Below are 3,636 nucleotides of genomic sequence, written 5' to 3'. Positions count from 1 at the left end.
AAACTGTTTTTTAAGGTTTTCTCCACATTATCGGAACTACTTACTCTAATGAGAAGGGCTTTTATAATAACACCTATTTTTTCTTAAACTAAAGGTGCAGGTTAGTGGAATAAGGATTTTCCTTTTTTTTAGAGAATAATTAAAGGGAGGGTTCCCAATAGTACCATATGCAACTAATCTGCCCGTTAGCCATTCATGCAACGCCAGCATTGCACCACAGATTATGTTAGGTAAATCATTCTTACATGGGAGTTTAACAAGAAAATCAACAATATCCTTTAACGAGCCTTTCTATTAAGTGAAGTTATCGAAAAAGCCTTTTACTCAACAGTTTCGACCAACTGCCGATTAAGTTGGGGTTTATGTAAAATTGCACAATATTCCTCCTAAAGGGTGAATAATTATATGCATCTGGACAGACCATAGTAAATGCTGAATCCCCCGCCTCATGGTAGGGGATTTGTCTTTTTTAGCTTAATGATAAACCTTCATCTGACGCACTCTTCCAATGACAGCAAGCATCAACAGAATAACTGTCGCTAGAAGGTAATACAGGGGCAAGCCCCGGTCAAGAGACTCCTGTGTTGCCCCCATGAAATCCATAACAGCCCATTTGTTTAAGGGTCCCAGGTACCAAGTTAACATAAATACTATTTGAAATAGCTTGCCGCTTCCCGACCATATGCCTAAGGCTACAGCCAGCGTTGGAATAAACATCCCACCTACTGTCATGGCCATTAATCTCTCCCAATCACCTGTGATCACACAATGAATCATAACCCCGCTGCCTGTCAAATAGGCAACGATGACTCCAGCCAGCCACAATACAATAAATTGATTCCGAACCGGATGAACAGCCGTAAAAATCAATTGATGGGTACGGTAATATGCTTCATTCGTACCCATTGCCGACCAAATCAGAACGGGCCAAACCCAGATGAAGGGTAAAATAAACTCTACTACGATTTCCATTGGCAGAACTACCCCTAATACGATCATGACCAATGCGATTAAGTACCACCACAAGCGCAGCCCTTTGAGCATAATCCGCAGCTCCATGGCTAAAATTTTGATATAACTGGATCGCCCTGCCCCTACTGTGTGAGTATAAGGAGTTAGTTTTATTTTAATGTCATTCCTAGGTTCAGGTTCAGGCTTACTTTGCAATTCATTTTTACTTTTGGCACGAGATGATTTTCTTTTTTTATTGATTTGGACCGAGCGTGTTAAATCAAACCGATGAAAGAAAATAGAAGCTATTGTAACAATCACCCCTGCCATGGCAAACCAGATATAACGTTCTAAAAACACCCCTATCGTCCAAGACAAGCCGTTCCAATCATAGGTTACTAAATCCCCTTTTAAAGGACTGATTCCTGAGATGTGCCCTTCGCCGGGATGAGAGGATCTTGCGTTCGCCTCGCTTGACAACCTGGTAACGATTGGGGAGATCCCCAACATATCCTGAGTTGTATGAGTCGCCGTAGTCGATGATTTAATTGAAAAACCCCATAGAATTAAATAAATAAAATTCCCCAGTCCCTTACTTAAAAAAGGCACAGATTCAAAAAAGATAGCCATCGAAGCCACCAATGCCATAGTCGGCAATGTGGAGTACAGGAAGGGTAACAGTAAACTCACTGGATCAACAGAATAATCTTCCCCTCGAATAAGCTGCATAGCAAGAGCAGATACAATCAACACACTAACAATTGACATCAACAGAACAAAGTTGCTCCACATTTTACCCATAATATACAACCATCTGGTTATCGGGGTTGTAGCTATAATTTGTCCGACCCCGGTCTGCACATCGCGTTCAATGGCATTTTTGACGAGAAAGAACGCTGGAAGACTTAGCAGCATAGAGGCTAAGGTAGCAATGGTACTGCCGATCCAGGCTGAATTATAAATCCCGCGTATACCGTTTAACGATAATGTCAGATAGTTCTCATTACTCGCAGGTACGAATTTAAACACGATAAAAATCGATACAAGAATTGTTATCAGAAAGTTATATCTACGAACCCTTTCCAGATAATCAGCTTTCATCATATGAAATAGAATACGAAGAGGCCTCATGATAATGCCGACTGCTTATTTGCTGAAATGGAATACAAATACGCATCCTCCAAAGTCGGATTCACTAATCGGCTTTCCGCGGATGGCTGAATATCGGCAATAACCCTTACCCGCACTCCGTCACTGCCCTGGATGGAGCTGCTAATTAACAATTGCTTGCGTACTTCCATCCATGCATGGCTTGGAATTAGCCACTCCCACACTTTACCCGCCGCGGCTGCCAATATTTCGCTCGGAGATGCCTGTATTACAAGTTTCCCTTGATTTACAATAGCGATATCTGTTGCGGTCGACTCTACATCGGATACGATATGTGTGGAGAGAATTACAATTCGATCACCCGATAATTCGGATAAAAGATTCCGAAAACGAATACGCTCTTCAGGATCCAGTCCAACCGTCGGTTCGTCAACAATTAATAGCTTGGGGTCATTTAATAAAGCCTGTGCGATACCTACACGTTGTTTCATCCCGCCCGACAAGCTGTTCAAAGGTTTTTTGCGCACCTCGTGAAGATTCACCAACTGAAGTAACTCGTCAATCCGTTTTCTTGAGATCGTAAGATCTAATCCTCTGATTGCCGCTAAATATTCCAGAAACTCAACAGCATTTAGATGCGGATATACGCCAAAATCCTGAGGTAAATAACCCAATATGCTTCTTATTGCATTAGGATCTTTGGTAATATCGATTCCATTCCAAATGACCCTACCTTCAGTAGGTTTGGTAATGGTGGACAAAATCCGCATCAGTGTTGATTTTCCGGCACCATTCGGTCCTAACAATCCCAATACGCCTGTCTCGATCTGCAAAGATAAGTCACGAAGCCCATAAGAATCCTTCTTATATTTCTTGCTTACGTTCTCAATGATCAGCTTCATAGGCTCCCCCTGTATTCATCATTTTTTTCCAATGTTATACAAGTAATTATATGTCACAAAGGTCACTTTCATCGCAGCGGCAATGGAAGGATAGCAGAAATAAATGGAGAATATATATTAATTAACTGAGATAAGGGGGATATTATGGTACACGAATTAAAGGAATTTATTAAAAAATGTGATATCGCAATAAAACAGGAAGATTTTGATACGCTAATGAATTACTATTCTGATGATGCAATCTTGGTTATAAAGCCAGGTATGATTGCACGAGGCAAAGAGGAAATTAAAACAGCATTTATTAAAATTGCAAAATATTTCAATAACAGTCTTGTCCCAACACAAGGTGAAATGATTATTTTAGAAGCTGGCGACACTGCCTTAGTTATATCCCGAACCTTGCTTGAAGCTGATAAAAATGATAGTGAATATTCAATGGATAGACGAGCAACATACGTGTTTAAGAAAAGTCCACAAGGTGAGTGGCTTTGTGCCATAGACAACTCGTATGGTACGGATTTAATTAACAAATAGTCAATAGTAGTTTGTGAAAAAATGTACTTAAACAAACGGGTGCTAGAGTTGAAGAAAGGGGATTGCTGAGACAGCTCTTTTTCTTGTTCCGCTGCGGGCGAGTTTCCTAAAAGAATTAAAAGCTATTATTCGGAAAATA

General features: G+C 40.6%; 3 protein-coding genes. 1 reads left to right on the top strand and 2 read right to left on the bottom strand.

Features of this window, described 5'->3' with window-relative positions:
* Window positions 1–474: 474 nt before the first annotated feature.
* Window positions 475–2,055 carry an ABC transporter permease gene (locus BLR86_RS25445; protein WP_254782460.1) on the bottom strand — a complete coding sequence of 527 codons (1,581 nt, stop codon included), beginning with the start codon at window positions 2,053–2,055 and terminating at the stop codon, window positions 475–477.
* 23 nt (window positions 2,056–2,078) lie between these two features.
* Complete coding sequence (locus tag BLR86_RS25440; protein WP_090768598.1) at window positions 2,079–2,963, bottom strand: ABC transporter ATP-binding protein; 885 nt, start codon at window positions 2,961–2,963, stop codon at window positions 2,079–2,081.
* A gap of 144 nt (window positions 2,964–3,107) precedes the next feature.
* On the opposite strand from BLR86_RS25440, the gene BLR86_RS25435 reads away from it, so the two are divergent.
* Window positions 3,108–3,497 (top strand): YybH family protein, encoded by a 390-nt coding sequence (locus BLR86_RS25435; protein ID WP_090768595.1) that lies wholly within the window; start codon window positions 3,108–3,110, stop codon window positions 3,495–3,497.
* Window positions 3,498–3,636 lie beyond the last annotated feature (139 nt).

It is taken from the genome of Bacillus sp. OK048 (genome assembly GCF_900103525.1).
GTDB lineage: Bacteria > Bacillota > Bacilli > Bacillales > Cytobacillaceae > Neobacillus.
The sequence above is the reverse complement of the archived record's forward strand: the minus strand, read 5'-3'. Positions and strand labels throughout refer to the sequence as shown.

Coding starts and splice junctions, on each gene's coding strand:
- BLR86_RS25445 (WP_254782460.1), bottom strand. CDS start 2,055: ATGATGAAAGCTGATTATCTGGAAAGGGTTCGTAGATATAACTTTCTG.
- BLR86_RS25440 (WP_090768598.1), bottom strand. CDS start 2,963: ATGAAGCTGATCATTGAGAACGTAAGCAAGAAATATAAGAAGGATTCT.
- BLR86_RS25435 (WP_090768595.1), top strand. CDS start 3,108: ATGGTACACGAATTAAAGGAATTTATTAAAAAATGTGATATCGCAATA.